Consider the following 25806-nt stretch of genomic DNA (forward strand, 5'->3'; position numbering starts at 1 on the left):
CGAACCCGGCTCCACCGCTGATCAAGCTGCGTGCCGTGCGTAATGCTGCGACGCGCGCGAGCCGAGGCGGAACTTGGCAAGCAGCGTACGAAGCTGGCTGCTCTCTTCGGCAAGCGTCTGGCTCGCCGCCGTCGTCTCCTCCACCATGGCAGCGTTCTGCTGGGTCATCTGATCCATGTGGTTGACCGAGGTGTTGATCTCGTGGAGGCCCGTTGCCTGCTCGCGCGCCGCGGTGGCAATTGTATTCACATGGTCGTTGACCTTGTTCACCAGCGTCTCGATCTCGACCAGAGCATCGCCCGTCGAGCGAACCAGCGCGACGCCGGATTCGACTTCCGCCGCCGAGTTGCTGATCAGCGTCTTGATCTCCTTGGCGGCATTTGCCGAACGTTGCGCGAGCTCGCGAACCTCTTGCGCCACGACCGCAAAGCCCCGGCCGGCCTCGCCTGCGCGTGCGGCCTCGACACCGGCATTCAGCGCCAAAAGGTTGGTCTGGAACGCGATCTCGTCAATCACGCCGATGATCTGGCCGATCCGGCTGGAGGAGTCCTCAATCCGGCTCATCGCGCTAACGGCATTCCGCACGATTTCGCCGGATTTTCCAGCACTCGCCTTGGTCTCGGCGACCATCTCGCGGGCTTCGGTCGCCCGTTCGGACGCGGTCCGCACCGTTGCGGTAATCTCATCGAGTGCGGCTGCCGTCTCTTCGAGAGCAGCAGCCTGCTGCTCGGTGCGCTTCGACAGATTGTTGGTAGCCTCGCTGATACCCGATGCGTTGTCGTTCACGACATTGCTCGATTCGGCGATCGCCTGGATGACGTCGTTGAGAGCGCCGACGGCGGCATTGAAGTCGGTGCGCAGCTTTGAATAGTCTTCGCCGAGATCGCCGATCGAAACCGTGAGATCGCCGGCTGCAAGCTTTTCGAGGCCGGCCCCCAGCGTCTGCATCGCGTGGTTCTGGCGCTCGGCTGCGGCGCGCAGGCTCTCTTCATTGCCGCGGCGTTCGCCGTCGATCTCGCGCTGGCGCTCGTCTTCACGGGCACGCATTTTCGTGCGGTCGAGCATCGAGTCGCGCAATACCAGGAGGGCCTTTGCCATGTGGCCGATCTCGTCACGCCGATCGCTGTCGGAGACTTCGACCGCCCCGTTCTCGCCTGCGATCTCATGCATCGCCGCGCCGATCCGTGCGATGGGTGCGGTAACGCTCTTGACGATCGCATAGGCGACGGAAACGATGATCGCAGCTCCGATCGCGCAAAGAATCGCCGTCCAGATCGCATTCTGCCAGTAGAGCGCTGCAAGGTCGTCGGAATAGACGCCGGTGCCGACGATCCAACCCCAGGGCTCGAAGCCCGCGACGTGCGAGTATTTCAGGACGGGCTGTTCAGCACCTGGCTTTGGCCAATAGTAGTCGACAAAACCCTCGCCATGGGCCTTCACGACATTGACGAATTCCATGAATAGGAATTTGCCGGCCGGGTCCTTGTTCTGCGAAAGGTCGGTGCCGTTCAGCTCCGGCTTGATCGGATGCATCACCATGACCGGGTGCATGTCGTTGATCCAGAAGTAGCCGCTGCCGCCGTAGCGCATGGCAGCGATCACGTCTTTCGCCGCCGTTTGCGCTTCATCGCGCGTCAGCGTGCCGGCTTGTTCCATCTTGTAGTATTTCTGCAGGATGTTGACGGCCGTCGCGTCCATCTGCGCAAGACCGGATTTTCTTTCCATTTCCAGTTCGGAATAAGAATAGTTCAGAAAGAAAACCATCGTCGCCACAAAGATCGCCAACGTCAGGCCGACGAGACAATACAGACGCGTTGATATCTTGATGTTACGCATGAATTCCCCCGGCATTCCCATGCAGAATCGATCTTTGAATGATGAGGGGGATCCATTACTGGATGGTGAACTAATATTAGAGTGAGGCGACATAACGTAACGGAAGGTGGTTGCCGGCGGTCCGGCTCCCGTTGCAACGATCTGAATTATCTTAGAATTTTATATTAAAGAGATTTGTTTCAGGACCGGCGACGCCTAGCGCACAAAACGCCGGCCTTTTGCGTGTTCATTTCGCTTGCGCTTTGCATTACCGTGCGGGCGGAATCGAAACCGCAAACATCACGAAGTAGGACCATGACCGAGACCCCGAAGCCGAAAGGCGAATTGACGCTCCGCACGCTTGCCATGCCTGGCGACGCCAACCCCGCAGGCGATATCTTCGGTGGATGGGTCATGGCGCAGATGGACCTGGCGAGCGGCATCCGCGCCGCCGAACGCGCCAGGGGCCGCGTGGTCACCGCCGCGGTCAAGGAAATGGCTTTCCAGTTGCCGGTGAAGGTCGGCGACACACTTTCGGTCTTTACCGACATCGACCGCGTCGGCCGCACCTCGATCACCCTCTGCGTCGAGGCCTGGGCGCACCGTTCGCGCTACAACAAGATGGAAAAGGTCACGGCCGGCACCTTCATCATGGTGGCGCTCGACGAAAACGGCGCGCCGAAGCCGGTCCCCAAGGAGTGACATCATGCAAGCGGTGGCGACACCGGAGGTCTTTGTTTATATCCGCGCCATAATGGCGATGGTCATCGGCCTCAGCCTCACCCGCCTGCTCACGGGTCTCGCCGGCATCGTCCAGTCGCCTAAGAAACACCGCGGGAGACTTCATATTTATGGCAGCGATTGGTTCCATCCATCCTCATTCCTGTGCCGGTCGCAGGAATCCAGCCACCATTCCGCGACCGAAAGGCCGATCATCTCGCACATCAACCCTTCGGCCAAGTCGCATGGCTATCGGACGATGGAATGTCGAACTTCCAGAGCGGTGCGAACTTGCTTTAATAGGTTGGAATAACGCGATTAGAGGAAGACTATGTCCGACCTGTTGGTAGTCCAGCGACGATTACAGACTGAAGCTGATGAAATCGTACGAGCGCTCCACCTTGATGAACTTCTTTCTCATGTCGGGCATCCTACCCGTGTTGGCAGTTCCGCCATGGGTCTTATGGTCCGGCGCGACATCGATATTACTGTTGCCTGTCCTAAGTTGGATGCCAACGCCCTCGAAGCATTTGCTGGTATTGGCGCTCGCCTCATGCAGGTGACCGAAAGCGTTTTCTCGGTGCGCTTTCGCAACGACACCGCGAACTGGAACGTAGAACCTGAGAAATATCCGGATGGGCTCTATCTGTGGCTATCGGTCCGAGCACCGGACCAAGCGATGTGGACCATCGATATTTGGTTGGTCGATAAGCCGGAAAGGCAGCCCGACCTCGCACATCTGAGGACGCTGATGCCTCGCCTCACTGAGACAGACCGGGAAACAATCCTTCAGATCAAAACCGTCTTGGCCGAACTACCAGAGGGGTCGGACAAAATTTCGAGTGCGTTGGTCTATGAGGCTGTTATGGACCATCACGTTCGCACCGTTGCTGAGTTCCAGGACTGGCATTCCCGATATTCCGCTTGAGATTGACGAAGCCACCGCAGCCGTCACCGAGACATCCTTCGGACTTGCCCTTTGAGGTCGTCGCCGCTGCCAATCTCCCCGTTGCCCACAAGACACGGATTCGGATCGAACATGTTTATCAAACAGGCCAGCCGCGATCACTTTTCCGCGTTGCGAACCATAGAACTGGCATCATTTGAAACGTTGCGCGACGCACATGCCGTCAGCGGCGAGCCATCGGCAAGCAGTGAGGAGGAGTTGCAGAAGTACCTCGACCACGGGCTTCTCTATGGTGTGTTCGATGAGAAAGACGTCCCCGTCGGTTACGGTGGAGGGTATGTTACCGAAGGCTGGCTTCACATCGGGGAGATAGACGTGCATCCCAGCTGGCAACAAAAGGGCCTTGGCAGGAGGCTTATGGAGACGATGCTTAGTGAGGGCCGCTCAAGAAAGCTAAAGGGAGCAACACTGACGACGGATCGCTTCGCGCCGTTCAATGCGCCCTTCTATGAGTCTCTGGGCTTTCAGCTCATTGAACGAGACAAATGCTCGCCGCGCCTCCAATTCGTTCTCCATTCGGAAGTGGAAAAGGGTGCCGATCCACTTCGGCGGGTCGGCATGGCGCTGATGTTCTGATGTCTTTTTTATAGTCGTTGGCAAAGTCCTGGCGTCCGCTAATGGCGCACCCAAACCGAGGCAAATCTGCTACTTTTGGGCGCATTTCGGCCGAAGCGTTCTCCGGCAAGCCGGCCCAAAGCCGCCATGAGGCGGTCGCAAAAATCGGTGGCGACACGCCGACTTTTGCGAGGGAATTTTGCGACAGAGAATTCCTGAACATTCAGCATTGTCGGTTTTTGGCGCGAAAATTGGGAATTCGCTACACGGCATTTCGTATTTGGGTGGATTGCAGTCATTCGTTGGTCAAACCTGAGCTAGCAATATCTCGGTCAGAGCTTCGGGCTTCAGCCGTGCTACATTGTGCCCGCAATCGAAGGCAAAGGTCGACCACTCCGGCTCGCCGTTTAAGCGTTGATAAAGGTCAAGGAACGGACTTCCTTCCCATCCAAATGCACCGATGAAGGTCTTGCGCGGCACTTCACGCCAACGTCCGCTGAGATTGATAGATTGGAGAAACGTCCCAATCGGATGCGGCCGGCATCGCGGGTCAAGATTGGGAGGCGGCGCGCAAGTGAGTCCGTCAGCCTTCGCGCCCGCGACGAAGACATCTCGAAAACGAGGCGACGTCAAGGACCAGACAGAGTTCACCGGAATCAGGCACATAGGCGTCTACATAGACCAACGCCCGGATTTGCGATGCCGCAGCATCAGCTGCGCCGCTCACGACCATCCCGCCGTAGGATTGTCCAACAATCACCAGGTCGTCGCGATGCGACTTCACAGCACTAACGACCTCACCTATGTGATCTTCAAGATTGGCCGTTGGGGCGGGAGCATCGCCGAGCCCCGAAAGCGTGATCGGTAAGGCTTTGTGCCCGTGCGCAGTAAGTATATCTGCCACCTTTTGGTAGACCCAACCGCCCTGCCAGCCTCCGGGTATAAGGATAAAGGTGGCCATATTATTCATCCCTGACTTTGACGCCTACGGAGCTTCGACATCTCTTTCGCCGAAATTAAGACCACTGTGCCGAGTGTGCGTAAAGGCCGAAAGCGGTCAATGACCTTTTGCAGAAGTCCCGAATAAAACGACACTTGTTTTCCTGACTTTTGCGACATCGCAGAATAGGCAATTCTGCAACGGTCGCAATGACCAGTTGCACTCACCGCGCAAGGCGGCCGAGGTTGCCGGCGTTTGGCCCGCGCAAGACGAGAGGGGTTAAAAGAGAGCAGCGATTTTGATCATGATGTCGGATCGGGGGCGGCTGGTGCGTCATCGTATCATCAGGTCGGGCTCTCGATCTGAAGGACAACGACCAGGAGGACCACGCGATGTCTAAGAACACCATTTGTCTATGGTACAACAAGGACGCTGAGCAAGCCGCCCGCTTCTATGCCGACACCTTCCCAGACAGCAAGATCGGAGCCATCATCCGCGCGCCCGGCAAATACCCCGATGGAGAAGAGGGAGATGTGTTGGTCGTCGAGTTCACGGTGGCGGGTGTCGCGTGCATCGGATTGAACGGCGGCCCCACATTCAAGCACAGCGAAGCCTTCTCATTCCAGATCAGCACCGAGGATCAGGAAGAAACAGATCGCTATTGGAACGCCATCGTCGGCAATGGCGGTCAGGAAAGCGAATGCGGCTGGTGCAAGGATAAGTGGGGAGTATCCTGGCAGATCACACCTCGCATTCTAATGGAAGCGCTTGCAGCAGGTGGCGAACAAGCAACGCGCGCATTCGACGCGATGATGACGATGAGGAAAATCGACGTAGCTGTGATCGATGCGGCACGAAAAGGGGATGACGCGCTATGACCACCGGGAAGATTAAAGGACCTGCTTCCTATTTTCCATCAATCGAGAAGAAATACGGCCGTCCTATCGATGACTGGCAAGAGCTCGTGCGAAAGCACTATCCTGCCAAGCACATGGAACTTGTCGGTATGCTGAAAAGCGAACACGGAATGGGCCACGGTCATGCAAATGCGGTCGTGGCGCACACTCTCGCGGAAGACAAGCCGCCAGCCTCTTAACGGAGTGTGGTGCGAGGCGAAACGTCTTGTTTGCTTCCGGCCCAAACCGGTCATTGGCCGTCGCAAAAATCCGCCGCGAAACTCCAACTTTTGCGACAGAGTTTTGCGGCGTGAATCCTCGAACGCTTTTCAGGAAAGACCGGAGTGTCGCAAAAGTCAGGATTTGTGCGGCGAACCATCCTCGTGGAAGGGCAACACCGGCCTACAGTGGCTTTCGGAAGAACACGACGCGCTGTGTCTCCTCAAATCCTAAAGCGGTATGGAGCGCATGGCTGGCTGAATTCTCAAGCAGTGCGTCGGAGCCAAACTCAACACACCCAAGCGACTTCCCCCAATCGGCAACGGCATTGCAAAGCAATCGTGCGATACCCTTTCGCCTGTCAACGGGCCGGACATAAATCCCTTCGAGGAATAGAACGGGCGAGCTGCTGCATCCATTCACATAATCATGTCGCAAAGTGGCCTCAGCAAACCCGACAGCTCCATTCGCAGCATTTCGAGCGATGAACGCGACGGCTTCTCCACTTTCTGAAAGAAACGCCCGGCCCAACTCAGCTCGATGATCTTCGAGCGAGTGATGCGGCCACAGCGCAACGCGAAGCTTCGCCCACGACTCAACATCTTTTATGGTCCCAATCTCGATAATCATTCCATATTGTGGTTCTCTATTGTCGCGAAATTCCCGATTAAAGCGACACTTGTTTTCCTGGCTTTTGCAACGTCGCAGAATAGACGGTTTTGCGATGCCGGCAATGTCTGCTGTTGGCGCTTTCCCGCCGAGCGTTTCATCCGCTGTTGGCCGCTAGCGGACATCGACAGTCCGGTCACTAAAGGACAGCTTCGCGCCTCGCTCCGGCCGGAAAGGCCGGTGGAGTCACTTCCCAAGAGCAGACGTTCCCCCGAGGCGAGTTTCCCGACCCGCGCTACTCGCCTATGCTGGAAAGCAATTCGTCGAGCTGCTCCAACTGCTCCGGCAATGCGGCCGCCGAGCCCTGTAGTGCTTCCTCAAGCGCCTCCTTGGACGGATAGACTTCGTGGAAATTCAGCAGTGTCCTCCCGCCCTGGTCCTCGAAGGTCACGGTCGTGATCGCGCCCTCTTCGCCCTCGTCGTTGGTCCAGACGATGCGCTCGTTCGGCACCACCTCGAGATACTTGCCATAGAAGGCCATGGTGTCCGAACCGCCGGCGCCGAATTCCAGCCGATATTTGCCGCCGGTACGGACGTCCATATCGCACGATACGAGCGAAACGCCGGATGCCGATTTTGGCACCCACCAGCGCTGGAACAGCTCGGGCTGGCTCCACGCCCTGTAAACCGTGCTCGGCGGCGCATTGAATGTCCGCGTTACGACGAGTTCGCGATCCCCTCTGCGCTCGACTGACGTGCGGTTCTGCGCACCACCTGCACTGTTAACTTGCTGATTCATCGCTTCCCTCCTGTTTCATTTCGCTGATGATTTCGTCCAATGCTTCGAAGCGGGCCTCGAAGAGCTTGCGATGCGCCTCGATCCACTCGGCCTCCGCCTTGAGGCCGCGTTTCCCAAGCTTGCAGGTTCTCACCCGTCCGACCTTCTGCGTGACGACGAGCCCCGCCCGCTCGAGAACCTGGACGTGCTTCTTCATGCCGGTCAGCGTCATCTGGAACTTATCCGCGAGACTGGTGATCGACGCGTCCCCTCGCCCAAGCTGATCGATGATCCCGCGGCGGGTCGCATCGGACAGCGCCGCAAACGAGAGATCGAGGGGAGGACTTACATACTGAACCATATAGTTCAGTGTTTAACCTGCTCGCGCAGGAAGCGCAAGCGTCCCGAACTTTCCATGCCGTAGACCGGTCATCCGAGGTCATGCACCGCGGCGGCGGCAGCAAAAATCGTCTGCTGCGGGTCAAAAGCGGACCTTCGAGCCGCTGCTAAGCTTCGACTGCATCGATGCGCCAGGAGCGGCCGTCGCTTAGACCGCTCGAACTTCGGCAAGTCGCTGTTTCGCGTATTCGTCATCCCAACAGACGGCGGCTTCCCATGCGGCCGATGCTTGCGCGGCGATGTCATACGCCCCGGCTTCCAGATCGGCAGCATTATGGGGCAAGACGAGGTCAAAGTCGGGGACGTCGATATGCGACTCATCCCAGTCGATCAGTGCCACGCGGTCCGTGGTCATGCGGATGTTGGCAGGGTTGTTGGGATTGCCGTGGACGACCCTTGTCTCACATCCGATAAGCCGTGCCCACGCCGCGCGGCATCGAGCGACGCCATCTGGCGGCATCGCGGCAAGGTCGATCCTCGTCCCCGTCTCGGGCATGCAGGAGGTCCGTCGAGGATCGCCACCCTGGGCGCTGCGGCCAGCCTTGCGTCAAACGATGCAGTTCGCGGAGGGTCTCGGCTACGCGACGCCAGTCGCCCTCGGTCTCGGGTGGTCCGCCACGCATGTATTTCATAACCATCAGGCCATCCGCGAATAGCCGGCCGTCGTCCGCCGGGATCGGCACCGGCACGCTCAGACCTTCACGGTCAAGGTGCCGGAGGAGTTCAACCTCCCACGCCAGATCAGCGTTGCTCCTGGTACCTAGACGACCGACTGCAAGTTGCCCGTGGATGTGCACGCTCCAGACGTCATTGGCAACCCCGCCAGCGAGCCGTTCGATGCGAACCGCGTCTTTACCCCACAGCTCTAGTGCTTCCCATCCCACTCGCAGCATCCTTGATCAACCCGATTGAGACTTGGGTAAACCAACCGCAGGATCGGGACACCGTGGATCAGCTCGGCTACGATGACGCTGTTAAGCTTGTGCGCATTAGTCGCGGATCGAACGGCAGCCCCCGGGGTCACCAGCGTCCGACTTGGCCCGGTAGCATTGCGCCCTCACGCCGGTCGTCAAAGCTAGATCGTCCGACGTCTAAAAGCAGACATCGCGTATAACCCGACTAGGCGCCCGCCGGCAAACGTTCTCGCCGGTCCGTTCCATCTTCGTTTCACGGCTGTGCCGCGCTCGGCGCCCGTATGCCACAAACTATCTGATCGAACTGAAGCTCAACGCGGCCGCCGCAGCATCGGGACGAGCGTCGGCGACGAACCGACCTGGATCGCGCCGAGCGGTTCGAAGCCGTAGCGTCGGTAGAACGGAATATTGCGCGGGTTCGAGGATTCCAAATAGGCTGGCGCGTGATCGCGATCGCACCGTGCGAGTGAGTACGCCATCAAGGCGTCGCCGTGACCTTCGCCTTGATGCGCCGGGTCGACGCCGATCAGGGGCAGGTACCAATGTGGTTCGGTCGGGTGGTACGCGACCATCTGCTCGAATATGGCCGCGGTTTCGGGGGCAAGAGCGCGCGCAACCGTGCTCTCGAGCACCGCACCAAGCCCTTCCTCGTCGGAATTCACGCCGGGCAATAGCCACAGCGCCGTCCCGGCGTAGCCGTCGGTGCAAAAGGCGCTTCCGTTAGAGAATGCCCTGCTCCCGAACGCCCGGATCATTCGCGGCATGGCCGCAAGGTACTGGTGTGCATGCGGCCAAGTCCATCGCGCCATAGGATCCGCTGCAAACGCCAGCATGACCGTTTCGACCGCCAGATCTTCCTCGGCCGCTGCCATAACTCTCACTGTTGGCGATTTCACACTGCCCTCCCGACGTAGGTGGTCCGACGGGCGCCCGCGCCCGTTCTCAGCTACGCATCGTAACCCGGATGGCGTGGGAGCGATACCGGTTGCTGCTGGCTCAGCGGTTCTGGGTCGGTTGCCGAAGGGCGGCTATCCATCATAAGCCAGCCGACGTCCGCTCTTGGGCGCTTTCCGGCCCAGGCGTTCGTCGGAAGTAGACTCAAACGAAACATCGCGCGTCTTCAACATGGATGGGAAGCATTGGGCCGCGCCTACGCCGCCGGTGGACGATATCGAATCGACTTCGCCTTTTCCAAGGCTTCGATCGTATCCTCGACGCTGAGGAGAACAGTGGTCTCAATAGAGCTGAGCGCGCCTCCTGCGCCGATAGCTAGCGCGACAGCCGCCATCGATACGTTATCAGGCGCCTCCCACAGATTCCAACCATCATGTTCGCCAAAGGCGTACCAGAACCCATGGAGCTTTCCGCCCACAAATTCGATATAAGTACGTGCCGCCTCTCGGCGATCCTCGGGGTTTTCTATCATGCGCGCCCACGTCTCGGGCGTGTAGCTGAAGCGCGTGAGATACATGGCCATGGTTTTCTCCAATGAAAGAACACAAGGGGCAAAACGCCTTTAACTGGCGGCTTTTCCTTGGGTTCGGTTATGGTTTGATCAGCGTTTTTGCCGATCGGCTAAATCTCTTCCCTTCGCTGGACAGGTTGTTGCCGTCCTGCGGTTCTCGAACCAATCTCCAATGCGTGACCTGATGCCTTAGCTTCGGTCACAGAGTGACGTTCGGCTCCCGGTTTCCCATTCTCCTCAAGGAGCGCAACCCGGACCTGCCGGGCTCGCTAGTAGACCATCAGGACAACCGGGATATCGTCGACGCGCCTTCCATGGGGCTTTCACCGCGCCGCTCGTAAGCGCGCTGATCACGCAGGATCTGGAAGGCGATCGTCAAAAGCTTGCGCGCAATGGCAACACGCGCCTTGTTCACTCCTCTGATCTTCAGATGCTCGTATTGGGCGCGAAGCTGCGCATCGCTGGCGATGGCCGGAGCCACCGCCTCGACGAACGCCCAGCGCAGCCACTTGTTGCCCTGCTTGATGATCTTGCCGTGAAAGGTCTTGCCGCCGGAGGAATAGGTCGACGGCACCAGCCCGGCATAGGCGGCAAGCTTCTTCGGATTGCGGAATTGACCGACATCATCGATCTCCGCATCGATCAGCCGGGCGAAGAACTCGCCGATGCCGGGGATCGTCTTCAACAGCTTCACATTGCCATTAACCTTGGTCATTGCCCGGATCGTTGCTTCCGACTGCTTGATCCGCACATCGATGTCGCCGATGAAGTCGAGACCGCGGTCAATCTGGATGCGGTCGATCTCCGAGACCTTGACCTGCGCCAGCTGGATGCGGCCGGCCTTGCCGAACAGGTCGCCGAGCTTCTTCAACTGCGCCGTCTGCTCCGGATAGCGATCAAACACCGTGACGATGCGGTTCTTTGTCATCGTCCGCAGCCGCACGTAAAACATCCGCTCACGCAGGGCGATGCGCAGCTCGCGGGCGCGCTCTCCAGGTGCCCAGGCCTCCGGCACCAGGTCGGCTCTGAGCAGATGCGCCAGCACCGTCGCGTCGATCTTGTCGGTCTTGATCTTGGCATCGGCGATCGCCTTGACCTTCCACGGATGGGCGAGGACGACATCATCACAAATGTCGTCGAGCCAGTCGTAGATCACCATCCAGTTGCGAGTGGCCTCGACAACCGCATGCGAGTTGTCGCGATAGCGTTCGAGAAAGCCGCCAAGCGACTGGCGGTCGTTCTTCACCCGGCCGGATCTGAGCGTCTTGCCGCTGCTGTCCTGCACCACCAGGTGGCTGTAGGATTTGTGATAGTCGACGCCGATATGGTAATCATAAGAGGCAGTCATGCTTCCAACTCCCTTGTTGAGATGTATGAAACCCCAATAAGGTAAGCCGAAAGGCTGGAAGCGTGACTGTCCCTCGATCATCACCTGCATCTCAGTGATCCGTTCTATCGGTGGAGGCGGCCTCTTTCATGTCACCTCCTCCGTCAGAACAACAGTTAACGCTCAAGCCGGGGAGAACGCCAGTCATTTCCAATGTGCGGAACAGGCCTCCTTGCCTGTTTGGTTCGCAAAGAGGCAAAGACTTATGGCGCGTGTAGCGAGAGCGAGGGGCAGGATGTCGCGGGAAACCGCCTTACATTCATCGAGGACGTAATAACTACGGGACGAGCGGTACCGCACGCCTACCGGATGGCAGCCGAAGAAAGGGCTCAAGTTCTTGCAGTTGTCTTGCCAGGCGTGGTGAAGGTGCCCCACCCATCAGCGTTGTGCCCGAACCTCCCCTTCTCAGCATCCACGCATGCCGACTTGGAAAATGCGCAATGTGGCTTGGCGTCCCGGTGCCTTGTGAGTTCGAGCGGCGACCGCCTCATTTTTAAGACAAGCCCTCCGATACCATGTTCGACACTGGCATCATGAAACCTTTTGATTTTTACGCCGTTGTCGTGCGTATGACCGACGCTAAATTCAATCCGAAATCGGTCGACGGCACCAACCCGCACGGTGCCGAGACGTCGCGCCAAGAGAAGGCATCGACTGTCGAGGTCGCGCCGCCGCCAAATGTCATCGAACCCGATACAGAGTTGACCCCTGAGGAGGCCGAGCAGGCGCGCAAGAGGTACTTGCTAACGCGTTTTTGGATCAGCGCGCGCGGTTACTGGGGCCGCGGCGGCGACAGGCTCGCTTGGCCGTGCTCAATCGGGCTATTGACCCTGATCGGCATCAATGTCGGCTTTCAGTATGGAATCAATGTCTGGAATCGCGCAATTTTTGACGCCATAGAGCAACACAATGCCCGCACCGTATATTTTCTGAGCGCCGTATTCCTGCCACTGGTGCTCGGAACCGTCGTCCTTGTCGTTGCACAAGTCGCCCTTCGTATGGCGATTCAGCGCCGCTGGCGTTGCTGGCTTACTACAGCAGTCATCGCGCGCTGGCTCGCAAACGGCCGTTACTATCAGTTGAACCTCATCGGCGGCGACCACAAAAACCCCGAAGCGCGCGTCGCGGAAGATTTGCGGATTGCCACCGAATCACCCGTCGATTTCATCGCGGGTGTCATTTCCGCATTTCTGTCTGCCTCGACCTTCATCGTGGTGCTTTGGTCCATCGGCGGAGCCCTCAGTCTGACAATCGCAGGTTCGACCGTCACTGTTCCTGGCTTCCTCGTCATCACCGCGGTACTCTATGCCGCGATCACATCGAGCTCGATGGCGGTCATCGGCCGCCATTTCGTCCACGTCTCTGAGGTCAAAAATCAGGCGGAAGCCGAATTTCGCTATACGCTGACGCATGTACGGGAAAACGGCGAGAGTATCGCATTGCTCGGCGGTGAAGAGGAGGAGCGTAACGACGTCGAGAAGACGTTCGCCAAGGTGCTCAGGCAATGGGCGCTCCTTGCGCGCCAACATATGCGCACAGCGCTTGTGTCGCAGGGGTCGAGCTTGTTTGCGCCAGTCGTGCCGGTTTTGCTTTGCGCTCCAAAGTTTCTCGAAGGCAGCATGAGCCTTGGACAGGTGATGCAGGCTGCCTCTGCCTTCGCCATCGTTCAAAGCGCGTTCGGATGGCTGGTCGACAACTACCCCCGTCTCGCCGATTGGAACGCCTGTGCACGCCGCATCGCTTCGCTGATGATGTCGCTCGACGGGCTCGAGCGCGCGGAACAGAGCAACGCTTTGGGACGCATCAAGCGCGGTGAAACTGAAGGCGATACGATGCTCAGCCTAAACGATCTCTCCGTGTCGCTTGATGACGGCACCGCCGTGGTCAAGGAAACCCAGGTCGCGATCGAACCAGGCGAGCGGGTGCTCGTAGCCGGAGAATCCGGCTCAGGCAAGAGCACGCTGGTGCGGGCCATTGCAGGTCTTTGGCCGTGGGGTGACGGCAGCGTCAATTTCCACGCCGACAGACGACTGTTCATGTTACCGCAACGGCCTTATATCCCTTCCGGGACGCTTCGCCGTGCAATCGCCTATCCCCGCGCCGCCGACAGCTGGACGCTGGATGAGATCAAGGCGGCCCTCAAGAAGGTGGGACTCGATTATCTGAACGACAAGATCGAGGACGACGCGCCATGGGACCAGACGTTGTCGGGTGGCGAAAAGCAGCGGCTCGCCTTTGCGCGTCTCCTGCTACACGCGCCCGACATCATCGTGTTGGATGAAGCAACGTCAGCACTGGATGAGAAGAGTCAGGACAAGATGATGGAGATGTTGATTTATGAACTGCCGAAGGTCACCATCATAAGCGTAGCGCATCGAGCTGAGCTGGAAGCCTTCCATAGCCGCAAGATCACATTGGAGCGGCGCGAGGGCGGCGCAAAGCTTGTCAGTGATATTGATCTTGTCCAGCGCAAGAGAAAACGGAACTTGCTGTTGCGCCTTTTGGAGAACCGGCGCTCACAGAAAGGGCGCACGACCTCGAGTAACGCGGCGCTACCCCAGAATAGAAATTGAAGTCCGCCTTCCTTTGTTGGCGCAAAGAGAGCCTCCCTAACGCCCGGCCTTCATCACGCCTTCAAAAACTGCGAGTCCTTGTCGAAGCTCAATCCGGGGAAAATCTTGCCCGTCAGGTCCCCAGCCGTCACGTCGAACTGCCGGTAGAGCATCGCGGCGGCAATCTCGCGCACGTCGGCCGTCGGCATCAGGTCGCGGTCGTCGAGCAGTTGGCCGGCGCCAATGCCGGGCCATTTACCGAGAATGCGTCCGCCATGGATCGCCCCGCCCGCCAAAACCGCGCAGCCGCCGGTGCCGTGGTCGGTGCCGCCGGAGCCGTTCTGACGCACGGTGCGGCCAAATTCCGTCATCGCCAGCACCACGGTCTTCGACCAGACCACCGGACCGAGCGTCGCCTTCAGGGTATTGATCGCCTGTGCCAGATCCTGCACCGGCCGTTTGAACTGCCCAGTCTGTGCCACATGCGTATCCCAGCCGGTGATCGAGAAGCTCGCGATGCGGTAGTCGCCCTTCAGCATATTGCCGGCGAGCGTCGCAACGTCGGCGATCTTCTCGTCGCGCTTGCCGTCCGGCTCGGTGATCATCGCCGCATTGTTCGCGCGCGTCGCCTCTTCCATCGCCTTGGCAAAGGCCGGATCGCCGGCATAGAGCCGCATCAGGAACTGCATCTCGTCCTTCGCCGTTCCGAGATTGGAATCCGAGGCCCAGACGTCGACATTGTTCGGGCCCGAAAGGATCAGCTCCGTCGAGGTATTCACGTCGATCGCCTTGCGGGCATCCGAGCGCGGGATCACCGAAAGCGCCCGGTTCAGCCAGCCGGTCTTCTCCTCGGCCACATGTTCGCCGCCCGATTCCAGCATGTCCTGCCCGTCGAAATGGCTGCGCTGGTCGCGATAGGGCGTCGAAACCGCATGCACGAAGGCAAGCTCCCTGCTCTTCCAGAGCGACATCAGGTCGGCCGCCGCCGGATTGAGCCCGAAATGCCCGTCGAGGTCGAGGAGCCCCTTATCCGGCGTCCGCGCCAACGTCGGCCTCAGCGCCGCAAAAGCTGCGTCGCCGTAGGGTTGCACGAGGTCGAGGCCGTCCATCGCGCCGCGCAGCACGATGGTCACGAAGCGGTTGTCGCCGGGCATGGCGGCGAAGGTGACCGGCGTGAAGATCGGAGCGGCAGCAAGGCAACAGGCGGAAGCGAGAAAGCCGCGGCGGGAAAGCGTAATCTCGGTCATGACCAGCTCCTATCGGCGGTTGAATTCGGGGGAAGCAAGAACCAGCGTCAGGCCGCTGATCTTGCTCGGCGCCTGCGAAACCACGCGGATCGTCTCGTCGCGCGCCGCATCGGCAAGCGTCGACCTTAGGAATTGGCGCGGATCCTCGTCCTTGCCGAACTGGGCGGAAGCGCGCCGCGCCCAGGCAAGCCGCTCGGCAAGCTGGCTCGCCGTTATCCAGGCGGAGAAATTCTCCTCGAAGCCTGCGGGGCTCGGCGGCAGCCAAGTCGGCTGGCCCATACGGCGAAGTGCACCCTGCCCCAGCGCCCGCGCCGTCTGGAAAGCCATGCGCCGCTTGGACTTGGCTTCTTTGGCAGGATCGGGCGCCATTGCGCCCGCATCGCCGCCCATGGCATTGTCCTGTCCCGCCATGTCCTTCGACGGCGCCATCACATCGTCGTCGTCTTCCTGATCGGCCTTCATGAAGTCGCCAGCAATACCGTTGTCGCGGCCGGCGTTCAGCGCCCTCAAGCCCGTCACTACATAGTCGAACGGCTGGCGCGCCTTCGCGCCCTCGTCGCGCCACGCTGCGGGATGGTCGAGCATTGCGCCATAAACGGCCGTCAGGTCGCCGTCCGTCCCTTTCCAGACATCCGCCATCGCCGTCACCATCTCCTCCGGTGGCCGATCGGAGATGAAGTGAGCCGCGAGCTTGCGGCTGATATGCTGCGCCGTCATCGGATGGATAGAAAGATCGTCGAGCAGCGCCAGATAGTCTTTCCGCGACCGTTTCGCGCCGCCATAGCTGACACCGAGAACCGAATGTCTGCCGGGCTCCGAAATGCCGGGACGGAAAACCGCGTCCATCTCCTCGCGATCGATCGTCAGCCCGGTCAGCACCATTGCCGCGGCGCGCACGTCGGCCTGCGTGTAGCCACTGCCCGCACCCAGCGTATGCAGTTCCAGCAGTTCGCGGCCGAGGTTCTCGTTGAGACCCTTCTTCTGCTTCATGCCGCGGGCCGATTCGGGCCCCTGCGATTGCGCCTGATCGAGATAGATGAGCATCGCCGGGTGCTCCGTCGCGACCCGCAGCAGGTCGCGAAACGATCCGCCGATATTGGGCCGGATCGCCTCCGCCTCGTAAAGCGGCACGATCATCCGCATCGGCAGGCTTTTGTTCGCGCTCGTCGAGAAATGATTGGTCCAGAAGGTCGCAAGCCGCTCGTAGAATCCGTTCGGCGAAAGCACGGCCTGCATCAGCCGCGCGTAGGCGTCACGCTGGAACCCCTGCTGCACCTGCTTCTGGATCGCTTTGCGCCTTTTCCGGCGCACCTCATCGTCGCTACCGCTCTGGCGCAGCTCCCGGAGCCGGTCCTGCAGATCGACAATCTGCTGATGGCGTCCATCGATGCCGCCGGCCGGAAAGGACGGCGCGCGCAGCGCGGCGTCCTTCACCTGACCAAGCAACTGGTCCTTGTTCTGCGGCGGCGCCTCGCCCGGCCGCAATCCATAGCCGAACCGGATGGCCGCCATCGTCTGGAAAGAGAGGCTCATGAACGGTCACCTCCTGATCACTGAATGGTGACAGCCTCCCAGCCAAATGCGTCAGCAATTCGGTAAATTTCCCGACATGGACTATTTGTAATCCATTAGAAAGGTAGCGTTCATGCGCGGAAGATGAAGGAGGCGCCGACGGCGATCAGCGCAAAGCCGATGGCGTGATTCCAGGTCAGGTTCTCGCCAAGCCAGAAAACCGAAAAACCGGAGAAGACCATCAGCGTGATCACCTCCTGCATCGTCTTCAACTGCGCCGTCGTATAGACCGCCGAGCCGATACGGTTCGCTGGCACCGCCAGGCAGTATTCGAAGAAGGCAATCCCCCAACTCGCGACGATGGCAAGGGCGATCGCACTGCCCTTGTGCTTCAGGTGCCCGTACCAGGCAAAGGTCATGAAGATGTTGGAGGCGAAAAGCATGACGACAGGCCAGATGGCGGCGGGGTTTAGCGAAAAATACATGGGCGAATCCGATGGGAGAAAACTAGCGCCAGCTTGTATCTCCAAATAGCCAGGGCTCAAGGGGCCATGGCAACATGCCGCAGCCCCTCCCCACCGAAGACGCCGATATAGCGGTGCGAATGCCACCGCCGACAGCTCGGGCGCTAACCTTCGTCCCGCGATGCCAGTGGCGCACCAGGGAGATAAAGCGAGATCGGCCGGATTTCATAGACTGCGGAGGGATTGGCGCGGCGCAGGTCGCGCGCTGCGGCGACGGCTGCCTCAAGCGTTGGATAATCCACGACGTAGAAGCCGAGCAACTGCTCCTTGGTTTCAGCAAACGGGCCGTCGGTGATCATGCCGGCACCCGTCCCCCGCAATGTCACGGCGCGCCCTGTCGGGCCAAGCCGCGCAGCCGGTCCCAGATGCTTCTCCTCGACGAGGCGATCATTGACCTGGAGCAGTTCGCTCATCAGCGCTGCATCCTCCTCTTTGGTCCAGGATTCGACCACTTTCTCGTCGTGATAGGCCAGGATGGCGTAAAGCATGGAATGTCCCTCCTTGTGCGTCATTTTCCGCCACTTGAACGTCATCGCACACAATCCTCACAGTCCAAACGGATTCGACTGAAGCCAGAAACTGTATGCATGCGATGATTACATAGGATTGATACCTGGCGAGCAAGTTCGCCCGATTCAAATACTGCGGTCCTGGGCGCAAAAACCCGTCCCATCGCAGGCCACCCAGCAATACATCACAATACACTAAAAGGTTGCAATCGATTTATTCCAAATCGCCGTGAGATTTGGATTGGTATGTCTGCTGGAAGGAGAAGACAATGACCAGATTTTCGGCCGATGCTGTGGTGCGCTTCGCGCGATCCGAACCCGGCGACGAGCAGGAACGTGCAGCCGGACGTCAGCATCATGACCGGCAGCAGAAAAGCGAAATTGTCGGTGGAAGCCATCAAACCCTCGCGGGCGGGACGCAATACCTGACCTGCGCGCGACAGACATGAGCGTCGGGCGGTTAAGAGGGGCCTATGGCAAGGCGATGAGGAACCCGGCGCACATCGCGCCAGGTCCCTCGCCGTTCAGCTGTGCAAAACGCCCTGCGGCGTTTCGGCTTCCTCCGTGCCGAAGCGCACGTCCTTCTTCTCGTAGCCGAAGCCGGAAAGAAGTGCGACGGCTACCGCCACCGCGCTGGCGACGATCAGCAGCGCCGTTGCATAGTCGCCGTTCCAGTGCGCCGCGAGCCCCGCCTGCATCGTGGCGTTACCGGAGGCAAGCAAGTTGCCGAGCTGGTAGGCGAAACCCGGGAAGGTGCCGCGCACCTCGTCGGGCGACAGCTCGTTGAGATGCACCGGCACGATGCCCCAGGCGCCCTGCACGAAGAACTGCATCACGAAGGCGCCGACGGCGAGCAGCACCGGCCCCGGCGCATGGACCCAGATCGGCGCAACGGGCACGGCAAGCAGCGCGGCGATGACGATCGCCCGCTTCCGCCCGATCCGCTGCGATAGCTGGCCGAAGAACAGCCCGCCGCAGATCGCGCCGATATTGTAGACGATGGCGATCGCGCCGGTCGTGTAGCTGTCGTAGTTGCGCTGCGTTTCCAAAAAGGTCGGATAGATGTCCTGCGTGCCGTGGCTCAAAAAGTTGAATGCCGTCATCAGCAGCACCGACCAGACGAACAGCGGAATGTTTTCCCTAAGGATGGTGAGGAACGGCCGCCGTCCCTCCGCCTGCCGCTTCAGGAAGACCGGGCTTTCGGCGACATTGCGGCGGATATAGAGCACGAGAAGCGCCGGCAACGCGCCGACGAAGAACATGCCGCGCCAACCGATCACCGGGAAGAGCAAAAAGAAGACGATCGAGGCGACGAAATAGCCGGAGGGATAGCCCGCCTGCAGGATGCCGGAGACGATGCCGCGGCTCTCCTCCGGCACGGTCTCCATGACCAGCGAGGCGCCGACGCCCCATTCCCCGCCCATGGCGATGCCATAGAATGCGCGCAGCACGAGGAACATGGTCAGGCCCGTCGAAAATCCGGTCAGGAATTCGAACAGCGAATAGAGCACCACGTCGGCCATCAGCGTCACGCGCCGCCCGAACCTGTCGGCCGCAAGCCCGAAAATCAGCGCGCCCACCGCCCGCATCGCAAGCGTCAGGAAGATCGCCACCGAAACAGCCGGGACGTCGGTGTGGAACTCCTCGGCGATATGCTTGAGAACGAAAACGAGAATGAAGAAATCGAAGGCATCGAGCGTCCAGCCGAGATAGCTGGCAATGACGGTGTTGCGCTGCTGCTGGCTGAGCGCGCGCAGGCTTTCCAATGCGGACATTATGCTTCCTCCGTCCGAAAGCGGCGGCGAGGCGGGCAATGTCCGGATGCCGTCGAAGAGAGGTTGGCCCGGAACCGGGGTTGCCGGATGGCAACGCCCGACAACGGCAGCACTCCTGCCCTTGTTCCGCGCCTGCGACAGTTTGACCGCCACAAAGCACCGGCCTGGCCGACCGAGAACAGCCCGAGAAGCACCCCTGCTTCGAAGTGAAGAAGTAGCGCAAGATAAGCCGAATTGGGTACGCGGCCAACATTCTCAAACGGCGCGGGAGATGCTACGGGTTCGGGAAGGAGTACGGCTCCTGCGGATCGACAAGAGATATCTACATGGGTGGGAGTGGGCTTGCGGACACGACCCTTCATATTCGCCGTTTGCAGCGAGGCCTATCGCCACCCGTCATTCCAGAGGTGTTTTCCGGAGAGACGCGGTTAGTCGGCCGATGGCGGAACGATACCGTTCGAGTACAATTTGCCGCCCTTGAAGGATCATGTTCTCTCCGCAAATTACGCCGGGGACGGCCTCTCATCGGTAAAGATGGGCCGGCAGACGATTGCTGCTCCCGCAGCGATGGGGATGATAACGTTAGCGCCAAGAGGGCATGATGGCCTTTGGCGGGTCAGAAGGTTCCGTCGAGGTTTCGAACATATTTCTTGGCCATAATCGCCTCCTGGCATGTGCGGATCAGGTAGGGAATGGCCGGGAGCCGGAGCTGATCGACCGCGTGCATTTCAACGACCCCAAACTGTTCGCGATCATGAAGCTGATCAACGACGAAATCAGTTCGCGAGACGCAATGTCTCACCTGTTTATTGAGCAACTCCTCGATCTTGTCTGCCTCCAACTCATCAGATTCCACTCAGCGATTTCGACGTCGATCTCGCCTTCGACCGCGGCGCGGACTGTTGGGCTGGCAGGTCAAGCGCGTCACCAGCTTACATGCGTGAAAATCTCGCCGAGGATATCAGGCATCCAGGAGTTGGCGGACCTGGTCAATTTGAGCCGCTTCCATTTCTGCACGGCCTTCCATATGGCCACCGGGCACACGCCGCATCAGTGGCTGACCCGCCAGCGGATCGCCTATGCCAAGACGCTGCTCAAAGACCGAAGGCTGCGCATCATCGATATCGCTTTCGTCGTCGGATACGAAACCCAGTCCTCTTTCACCGGCGAGCTTCCGCAAAGTGGCGGGCCTTACACCGAGCGAATTCCGCCACCGGCTCTGAGAACCAACATCTGTTTCAGCACTCGCGTCCAGCAAGAAGCACCTGAGTGTGGCACAAGCCTCGCCCTCGTGCAGTCTCGCTCTCCGTCGATCGTCGCAATATTCAAACAACTCCGAAAGATCGCGACAGCAGCTTGGCGGCATCGGATCTTATCCTTCGCGCGCCCAATTGCGTTGAAGAGGATGGTCCCTTCATGGCCGAGAATACGTTTGAATTGCATCCGCCAGGTCCCATCATGTCGCGCAGGGAAGCGCTTCAGGCAACCGCCGGGGCGGTAGCGCTGGCCGCATTGCCACATCAGTCTATGGCGGCAACAAGCTCTCCTGCAGCCGTCATGAACGAGACGTAGCCGTTGACGATGACCGTGAACGGCCGCGCTCATATGCTGACTGTCGATCCGCGTCAGTCCATTCTCGATGTCCTGCGCGAGACGCTCGATCTCACCGGCACGAAGAAGGGCTGCAACCAGGGTGCCTGTGGCGCATGCACCATTCTCGTCGACGGCAGACGTGTCGTTTCCTGCCTGACGCTTGGCATCCGATGCACGACGGAGCCCGGCATCGAGACGATCGAGGGGCTCGAGAAGGACGGCGACGCTCCATCCGCTCCAGGAGGCGTTCGTCGAGCACGAGGGCCTGCAGTGCGGGTTCTGCACGCCCGGCCAGATCATGTCCGGACTGGGCTGCATAGCCGAAGGGCATGCAGGTTCGCCGGAAGAGATCCAGTTCTGGATGAGCGGCAACATCTGTCGCTGCGGCGCCTATCCGGGCATCGTCGCGGCAGCTCAGCGAACGTGGGCGGAAGGCGCTGATCCATGTTTCCCTTCACGTCTTGGAGAAGCCACGCAGTACCGAAGACGCTATAGCGGCAGCCGGCAGCGGGCGCGCGCTATATTGCCGGGGGCACCACACTCGTCGACCTGATGCGCGAGGAGGTCGAGCGGCCCGAACGGCTCGTCGACATCAATAGCGCTTGCCCCTGCGCGACATCCGTGCGGAAGGTGGGGATCTGGTCATCGGCGCGCTCGCTCGTATGGCCGAAGTCGCCGCCGATCCGAAAATGTTCAAGCGTCTGCAGCCGCTGATCGCCGAAAGCCTGATCGAGGGCGCCTCTCCGCAACTGCGGAATATGGCCTCGATGGGCGGCAACCTGCTGCAGCGGGTGCGCTGTCCCTATTTCCGCATGCTCGATGTCGGCTGCAACAAGCGCACGCCCGGCTCGGGCTGCGCCGCGATCGATGGGTTGAATGCGGGTCATGCTATCCTTGGCACGAGCGACCATTGCGTGGCGACGCATCCTTCCGATGTCGCGGTGGCGCTGGTGGCGCTCGACGCCACCATGCGCGTTCGAGGTCCGCAGGGCGAGCGCAGCTTCCCGGTGGAGGAGCTCTTCCGGCTGCCGGGCGATACGCCTGCATCTCGAACATACGTTGCTGCCAGGCGAACTGATCGTCGAACTCCGCGTGCCCGAGCGGACCTCACATGCAGCGCAGCGCCCGCTATTTGAAGGTCCGCGACCGCGCCTCCTACGAATTCGCGCTTGGTGTCCGCGGCTGCTGTCCTCGCGGTCGAGGACGGCGTGATCCGCGAGGCCCGTCATTGCGGTCAGGCGGCGTCGGCACGCGGCCTTGGCGGCTGCGCGATTGCGAGGCCGCGCTTGGCTGGAAGAAAGGCCGGAGCAGGCAGGCCTTCGAGGACAGCCGCGCAGCTGGCCACGCGAGGGCGTCCGGCCGCTGCACCACAACGCACTTCAAGGTCGAGCTCTTGCCCAGGACGATCGTCCTGAGCGCTCGAAATGGCGGGAGAGGTCGCATGAGCGATGAACCTCATCGGAAAGCCTCTGACCCGCGTCGACGGCCGCGCCAAGGTCACGGGCAAGGCGCGCTACGCCGCCGATTTCAACCAGCCAGGACCAGCTCTACGCCGTGCATCGTCAGCGCGACCGTCGGACTCGGCCGAGTGACCGGGATCGAAAGCGCCGAGGTCGAGGGCATGCCCGGTGTCGTTGCGTGTGATCACGCACCGCAACGCGCCGAACGTCTGGCCGTATCTGCCGCACAAGGCCGTCATCGATCCAGCGGTCGGCGAACGCCTTCACGTACTGGCAGGACGACAGCGTGCGCTTCTACGGCCAGCCCGTCGCCGTCGTCGTGGCGGATATCCATGGACCATGCCGAGCGCGCCGCCGCCGCGTTGCGGATCACCTATGAGGCCCGGCAACCGATCGTCGACCACGCCGATCCGCAGTGTAGCCAGGATCGCTCCAGAGGACGGGCATGCCGACAGATCGCGGGGCGATGCCGAAGCCGCGCTGATGCAGGCGGCCTGCTCAAAATCGATGAGAATCTACGAAATCGCCCGCGAGAACCATAATCCGATGGAACCGCACGCGACGATCGCAGTCTGGAACGGCGATCGGCTGACCCTCTGGAGCAAGAGCCAGTATCTCGTGAATGAGCAAGCCGAGATCGCAGCAGTGTTCGACCTGCCCGTCGACAACGTCGAAGTCGTCTGTCCGTTCATCGGCGGCGCCTTCGGAACGAGCCTCCGGACTTGGCCGCATGTCACGCTCGCGGCACTTGCAGCACGCCATGTCGGACGGCCGGTCAAGCTTGTGCTCACCCGCAAGCAGATGTTCTTCACCACCGGTCACCGGCCGCGGCACGCTTCAGAGGATTGCTCTTGGAGCAACGCTTGAGGGTAGGCTCACGGGCAGTGGTTCACGAAGGCGCGGGAGAGACAAGCCGCTACGAGCAATTCACGGAGGCCCTGACCACCGTCACCGATTACCTCTATTCCTGCCCCAACGTGAGCACCCAGCTACCGCCTGGCGCAACTCGACACGAGCACACGCCGAATCACATGCGCGGTCCTGGCGAAGCGAGCGGCATATTTGCGCTCGAAAGTGCCATGGACGAATTGTCTTATAAGCTCGGGATCGATCCGATAGAGTTGAAACGCCGCAACGAGCCGCAGAACGATGAAGCTGAAAACAAGCCATTCTCCAGCCGCTCGCTGATGCAATGTTATGAACTCGGCGCCGACCGCTTTGGTTGGGCTCGAACGGATCCCCGAACCGCGCTCCATGCGCGACGCGACGTCTTCAGATCGGCATGGGCAGCGGCCACCGCAACCTATCCGGCGTTTCCATGCACCTGCGAACGCCAGAGTTCGGCTGCTGGCCGACGGAACGTGGCTGAGGTCGAGGCGGCTGCCAGCGACATGGGTCCGGGAACCTATACGTCCATGACCCAGGTAGCGGCGGAATTCCTTGGACTGCCGCTGGAGCAGGTTCGGTTCAGGCTCGGCAGGTCGGATTACCCGCCAGACACCCTCGCATGGCGGTTCATGGACGATGGCGTCGGTAGGGTCGGCAATCCGGGCTGCCTGTCTTGAGGCACAGGCGCAGGCCGCCCGCCAGTGCCGACGGAGGATGCCGGCTCGTCGGCCTTCGGAGGCGTCGGTGGACGATCTTGAGTGGAGCGGGGCGCGTCTTCACCGCCGCGGGGAGCGCGTCGCCGGGTTTGTCCTATCAGGACATCGTCGCCAGAGACCGGGCATTCCGATCGAAGCCAACGGATCTGCTCAGCGCGATCGGGAGGTGACGGAACGATTTTCGATGCATTCCTTCGGCGCGGTTTTTGCTGAAGTCGCCATCGATCCCGATGTCGGCACGATCCGGGTGCGCCGCATCGTCGGGGCCTATGGCATAGGGCGCGTCGTCAACCCGCTGCTTGCCAGAAGCCAATGCACCGGCGGAATGATCGGGGGCATCGGCATGGCATTGATGGAGCGCACGGTCCTCGATCTGCGCAACGGCCGGCCGGTCAACGCCCATATGGCCGACTACCTCATGCCTGTGAATCTCGATATCCCGAAGCTGGACGCACTCTTCGTCGACGAGGTCGATCCGCATGTGAACCCACTCGGCGTGAAAGGGCTGGGCGAGATTGCATTGGTGGGAACCGCACCGGCGATTGCGAACGCGGTATTCCACGCAACGGGCAAACGCGTGCGGACCCTGCCGATCCACATCGAGGACGTCCTGACCGCATAAACGGCGATTGTCCCTCCGCGCCGAAGGTGGGACACCCCGGCCCTATCAACCTGTCAGGCGCACCCGTTCGCCTCAGCTCAGGTTCCTGCGCCGCTCAAGCTCCGCCGCGGTCGGCTGTTCGAATTCGAATGAGCCGGTGACGACGTCGCCGTCGCGGACGTATTTGTTGATCGTGACACCGGATCCGGAGACCTTCGATCCGACGAGTTTCAGCGCGCCCGCAAAGGCACCGTCGCCGAACAATTTCTTGCCCTTCCCGAGCACGACCGGAAAGAAGAAGACATTGATTTCATCGACCAGGTCGTTTCTGAACAGGGTCTGCAGAAAGTCGGTCGAGCCCTGAGTCAGCAGATCCGGCCCCTCCCCGCTTTTCAGCGTCCTGAGTGCGCCGACCACGTCGTCCCCGAGCATCTGGCTGTTCTGCCAGCTGAGCTTGAAGCCCGGATTGCGGGTCGCGACATATTTGGTGATGCGGTCAAACAGCGGGCCGATCGGGTCGTCGGCAGCGACATAGGGCCAATGGGCGGCGAAAATATCGTAGGTCTTGCGGCCGAGCAGAAGATCGAACGGCCGGGCGAACATCTCGCCCACGGCCTTTCCCATCGCCTCGTCGAAATAAGGGGCAACCCAGCCGCCGTACTTGAAGCCCCCGACGGGATCTTCGTCCGGGCCGCCCGGGGCCTGCATGACGCCGTCGAGACTGACAAATGCACCGGTGATGATCTTTCTCATATCTGCTCTCCT

General features: G+C 60.4%; 29 protein-coding genes and 2 pseudogenes. 15 read left to right on the plus strand and 16 right to left on the minus strand.

Annotation, left to right across the window (positions count from 1 at the left end):
* Nucleotides 1–21 precede the first annotated feature (21 nt).
* Entirely contained in the window at nt 22–1836 is a 1815-nt protein-coding gene (locus ACW4PC_RS07115) for a methyl-accepting chemotaxis protein (protein ID WP_455873294.1), read from the minus strand.
* A 294-nt stretch (nt 1837–2130) separates the two neighbouring features.
* On the opposite strand from ACW4PC_RS07115, the gene ACW4PC_RS07120 reads away from it, so the two are divergent.
* The 4 genes from ACW4PC_RS07120 to ACW4PC_RS07135 all read left to right on the plus strand — a co-directional run bounded on the left by ACW4PC_RS07120 (nt 2131) and on the right by ACW4PC_RS07135 (nt 4078).
* Nucleotides 2131–2517, plus strand: a complete 387-nt coding sequence (locus tag ACW4PC_RS07120) for an acyl-CoA thioesterase (protein ID WP_455873295.1) — start codon at nt 2131–2133, stop codon at nt 2515–2517.
* A 4-nt stretch (nt 2518–2521) separates the two neighbouring features.
* Nucleotides 2522–2848, plus strand: a complete 327-nt coding sequence (locus ACW4PC_RS07125; protein WP_455873662.1) for a hypothetical protein — start codon at nt 2522–2524, stop codon at nt 2846–2848.
* An 18-nt stretch (nt 2849–2866) separates the two neighbouring features.
* Nucleotides 2867–3463, plus strand: a complete 597-nt coding sequence (locus ACW4PC_RS07130) for a hypothetical protein (RefSeq protein WP_455873296.1) — start codon at nt 2867–2869, stop codon at nt 3461–3463.
* 111 nt (nt 3464–3574) lie between these two features.
* Nucleotides 3575–4078: a GNAT family N-acetyltransferase gene (locus ACW4PC_RS07135; protein WP_455873297.1), complete on the plus strand. Its 504-nt coding sequence runs from the start codon at nt 3575–3577 to the stop codon at nt 4076–4078.
* Between the two features lie 285 nt (nt 4079–4363).
* Here the strand turns inward: ACW4PC_RS07135 and ACW4PC_RS07140 are convergent, their stop codons facing one another.
* Nucleotides 4364–4537, minus strand: coding sequence for a hypothetical protein (locus ACW4PC_RS07140; RefSeq protein WP_455873298.1), 174 nt, complete (start codon nt 4535–4537; stop codon nt 4364–4366).
* A gap of 103 nt (nt 4538–4640) precedes the next feature.
* The gene (locus tag ACW4PC_RS07145; RefSeq protein WP_455873299.1) at nt 4641–5018 is read right to left on the minus strand and encodes an alpha/beta fold hydrolase; all 378 of its coding nucleotides are present in this window, start codon (nt 5016–5018) and stop codon (nt 4641–4643) included.
* Between the two features lie 371 nt (nt 5019–5389).
* Between ACW4PC_RS07145 and ACW4PC_RS07150 the strand changes: the two genes are divergently transcribed.
* Together ACW4PC_RS07150 and ACW4PC_RS07155 are read left to right on the plus strand one after the other, a co-directional pair.
* Entirely contained in the window at nt 5390–5875 is a 486-nt protein-coding gene (locus ACW4PC_RS07150; RefSeq protein ID WP_455873300.1) for a VOC family protein, read from the plus strand.
* Nucleotides 5872–6093, plus strand: coding sequence for a DUF4287 domain-containing protein (locus ACW4PC_RS07155; RefSeq protein ID WP_455873301.1), 222 nt, complete (start codon nt 5872–5874; stop codon nt 6091–6093). The genes ACW4PC_RS07150 and ACW4PC_RS07155 overlap by 4 nt, the downstream gene beginning before the upstream one ends.
* A gap of 202 nt (nt 6094–6295) precedes the next feature.
* On the opposite strand, the gene aac(6') is transcribed toward ACW4PC_RS07155, so the two are convergent.
* The 7 genes and pseudogenes from aac(6') to ACW4PC_RS07190 form a co-directional block, all read right to left on the minus strand.
* Entirely contained in the window at nt 6296–6742 is a 447-nt protein-coding gene (aac(6'), locus tag ACW4PC_RS07160; protein ID WP_455873302.1) for an aminoglycoside 6'-N-acetyltransferase, read from the minus strand.
* A gap of 274 nt (nt 6743–7016) precedes the next feature.
* Nucleotides 7017–7520, minus strand: coding sequence for an SRPBCC family protein (locus tag ACW4PC_RS07165; protein ID WP_455873303.1), 504 nt, complete (start codon nt 7518–7520; stop codon nt 7017–7019).
* Complete coding sequence (locus ACW4PC_RS07170) at nt 7504–7860, minus strand: ArsR/SmtB family transcription factor (protein ID WP_028345466.1); 357 nt, start codon at nt 7858–7860, stop codon at nt 7504–7506. Before ACW4PC_RS07170 ends, ACW4PC_RS07165 begins: the two co-directional genes overlap by 17 nt.
* Nucleotides 7861–8046: 186 nt before the next feature.
* A pseudogene (locus tag ACW4PC_RS07175) lies at nt 8047–8782 on the minus strand (phosphotransferase).
* A 341-nt stretch (nt 8783–9123) separates the two neighbouring features.
* Nucleotides 9124–9708 carry a GNAT family N-acetyltransferase gene (locus ACW4PC_RS07180; protein ID WP_455873304.1) on the minus strand — a complete coding sequence of 195 codons (585 nt, stop codon included), beginning with the start codon at nt 9706–9708 and terminating at the stop codon, nt 9124–9126.
* A gap of 254 nt (nt 9709–9962) precedes the next feature.
* Nucleotides 9963–10289 carry a GYD domain-containing protein gene (locus ACW4PC_RS07185; protein ID WP_455873305.1) on the minus strand — a complete coding sequence of 109 codons (327 nt, stop codon included), beginning with the start codon at nt 10287–10289 and terminating at the stop codon, nt 9963–9965.
* Between the two features lie 268 nt (nt 10290–10557).
* Nucleotides 10558–11625, minus strand: coding sequence for an IS110 family RNA-guided transposase (locus ACW4PC_RS07190; RefSeq protein ID WP_455873306.1), 1068 nt, complete (start codon nt 11623–11625; stop codon nt 10558–10560).
* Between the two features lie 608 nt (nt 11626–12233).
* Between ACW4PC_RS07190 and ACW4PC_RS07195 the strand changes: the two genes are divergently transcribed.
* Nucleotides 12234–14237: an ABC transporter ATP-binding protein/permease gene (locus ACW4PC_RS07195; RefSeq protein WP_455873628.1), complete on the plus strand. Its 2004-nt coding sequence runs from the start codon at nt 12234–12236 to the stop codon at nt 14235–14237.
* A 53-nt stretch (nt 14238–14290) separates the two neighbouring features.
* On the opposite strand, the gene ACW4PC_RS07200 is transcribed toward ACW4PC_RS07195, so the two are convergent.
* The 4 genes from ACW4PC_RS07200 to ACW4PC_RS07215 all read right to left on the minus strand — a co-directional run bounded on the left by ACW4PC_RS07200 (nt 14291) and on the right by ACW4PC_RS07215 (nt 17987).
* Nucleotides 14291–15463, minus strand: coding sequence for a DUF1501 domain-containing protein (locus ACW4PC_RS07200; protein WP_455873307.1), 1173 nt, complete (start codon nt 15461–15463; stop codon nt 14291–14293).
* A 9-nt stretch (nt 15464–15472) separates the two neighbouring features.
* Entirely contained in the window at nt 15473–16996 is a 1524-nt protein-coding gene (locus ACW4PC_RS07205) for a DUF1800 domain-containing protein (RefSeq protein ID WP_455873308.1), read from the minus strand.
* Nucleotides 16997–17106: 110 nt separating this feature from the next.
* Nucleotides 17107–17460: a DMT family protein gene (locus ACW4PC_RS07210; protein ID WP_455873309.1), complete on the minus strand. Its 354-nt coding sequence runs from the start codon at nt 17458–17460 to the stop codon at nt 17107–17109.
* 143 nt (nt 17461–17603) lie between these two features.
* The gene (locus tag ACW4PC_RS07215) at nt 17604–17987 is read right to left on the minus strand and encodes a YciI family protein (protein WP_455873310.1); all 384 of its coding nucleotides are present in this window, start codon (nt 17985–17987) and stop codon (nt 17604–17606) included.
* Nucleotides 17988–18277: 290 nt separating this feature from the next.
* On the opposite strand from ACW4PC_RS07215, the gene ACW4PC_RS07220 reads away from it, so the two are divergent.
* Nucleotides 18278–18457, plus strand: coding sequence for a hypothetical protein (locus ACW4PC_RS07220; protein ID WP_455873311.1), 180 nt, complete (start codon nt 18278–18280; stop codon nt 18455–18457).
* A gap of 75 nt (nt 18458–18532) precedes the next feature.
* Here ACW4PC_RS07220 and ACW4PC_RS07225 read toward each other — a convergent pair whose 3' ends face one another.
* Nucleotides 18533–19783 (minus strand): MFS transporter, encoded by a 1251-nt coding sequence (locus ACW4PC_RS07225; protein ID WP_455873312.1) that lies wholly within the window; start codon nt 19781–19783, stop codon nt 18533–18535.
* Nucleotides 19784–20381: 598 nt separating this feature from the next.
* On the opposite strand from ACW4PC_RS07225, the gene ACW4PC_RS07230 reads away from it, so the two are divergent.
* The 7 genes and pseudogenes from ACW4PC_RS07230 (at nt 20382) to ACW4PC_RS07260 (ending at nt 25062) form a co-directional block, all read left to right on the plus strand.
* Entirely contained in the window at nt 20382–21284 is a 903-nt protein-coding gene (locus tag ACW4PC_RS07230) for a helix-turn-helix transcriptional regulator (protein WP_455873313.1), read from the plus strand.
* 80 nt (nt 21285–21364) lie between these two features.
* Nucleotides 21365–21788 (plus strand): annotated as a pseudogene (locus ACW4PC_RS07235) ((2Fe-2S)-binding protein); the annotation flags it as partial.
* Between the two features lie 190 nt (nt 21789–21978).
* A complete protein-coding gene (locus tag ACW4PC_RS07240; protein WP_455873314.1) occupies nt 21979–22512 on the plus strand; it encodes an FAD binding domain-containing protein in 534 nt (177 codons plus the stop codon).
* Nucleotides 22513–22824: 312 nt separating this feature from the next.
* Nucleotides 22825–22968, plus strand: a complete 144-nt coding sequence (locus tag ACW4PC_RS07245; RefSeq protein WP_455873315.1) for a hypothetical protein — start codon at nt 22825–22827, stop codon at nt 22966–22968.
* A 36-nt stretch (nt 22969–23004) separates the two neighbouring features.
* On the plus strand, nt 23005–23703 hold the full coding sequence (locus tag ACW4PC_RS07250) for a molybdopterin cofactor-binding domain-containing protein (protein ID WP_455873316.1): 699 nt from the start codon (nt 23005–23007) through the stop codon (nt 23701–23703).
* Nucleotides 23700–24401, plus strand: a complete 702-nt coding sequence (locus ACW4PC_RS07255) for a molybdopterin cofactor-binding domain-containing protein (protein WP_455873317.1) — start codon at nt 23700–23702, stop codon at nt 24399–24401. Before ACW4PC_RS07250 ends, ACW4PC_RS07255 begins: the two co-directional genes overlap by 4 nt.
* On the plus strand, nt 24361–25062 hold the full coding sequence (locus tag ACW4PC_RS07260; protein WP_455873318.1) for a molybdopterin cofactor-binding domain-containing protein: 702 nt from the start codon (nt 24361–24363) through the stop codon (nt 25060–25062). Before ACW4PC_RS07255 ends, ACW4PC_RS07260 begins: the two co-directional genes overlap by 41 nt.
* Nucleotides 25063–25134: 72 nt before the next feature.
* Here the strand turns inward: ACW4PC_RS07260 and ACW4PC_RS07265 are convergent, their stop codons facing one another.
* On the minus strand, nt 25135–25794 hold the full coding sequence (locus tag ACW4PC_RS07265; protein WP_455873319.1) for a dihydrofolate reductase family protein: 660 nt from the start codon (nt 25792–25794) through the stop codon (nt 25135–25137).
* Nucleotides 25795–25806: the final 12 nt, after the last annotated feature.

The organism is Rhizobium yanglingense (assembly GCF_977109285.1).